The 678-nt window shown below is 40.6% G+C and carries 1 protein-coding gene; it reads left to right on the top strand.

Annotated features, from left to right (window positions below; translation table 11 throughout):
- Positions 1–642, top strand: a 642-nt coding sequence (locus tag ACFINU_RS10250; protein WP_375667723.1) for a hypothetical protein, incomplete at its 5' end; no start/stop codon positions are given.
- Between the last annotated feature and the right edge of the window lie 36 nt (positions 643–678).

The following is a 678-nucleotide window of genomic DNA, read 5'->3' as shown; positions in this document are numbered from 1 at the left end:
ACAAATGAGACACGTGTATTTAATAATCAAACTCTTTATCGCATTAAAGCTTTAAGAGATTTTGGTGATGTTAAAGCTGGGTCTTTAGGCGGCTTTATTGAAAGTGAAAACAACCTCTCTCATGATGGCAATTGCTGGGTTTATGATAATGCTCTTGTTTTAAATCCTGCCCATATTTACGAAAATGCCAAGATTTTTAATAAGGCTATTATAATGGGCTTGGTTTATGGCAATGCTCATGTCTGTGATCACGCCCGCGTTTATGCAAATGCCCATGTTTATGACAATGCGCATCTTTCTTATAATGCTTGGGTTTATCATCAGGCGCGGGTTTATGGCAATGCAAAATTATCAGGAAGTGCACGTATTCATGGCAATGCCGAGGTTTATGATCATGCTTCTGTTAGTGGTGCTGCAAAGATTTATGGCAAGGTTTATGGTCGTGCTAGTGTGGGGTGCCATGCCAAGATTAAAGGCTGTGTTTATGGCAATGCAAAAATCTCTGGTTATTTCATGGTCATAGGTAATGTCTATGGCAATGCAAGGTTAAAAAGACATAGTGATCTTTATTGGGTTCCTAATGATTGTGAGGTTTATGAAAGCGATAACGTTGTAAAGGTTATTGCAAATAACGCTGCGTAAATAATGGCGCGGGGCGCGGCGGGGGCGCCTGCTTTC

This window comes from Bartonella sp. AC130YNZD (genome assembly GCF_042196865.1).
In the GTDB taxonomy this organism is placed as follows: domain Bacteria; phylum Pseudomonadota; class Alphaproteobacteria; order Rhizobiales; family Rhizobiaceae; genus Bartonella.
Note: the sequence above shows the minus strand (reverse complement) of the source record. Positions and strands in the feature narration are given on the sequence as shown.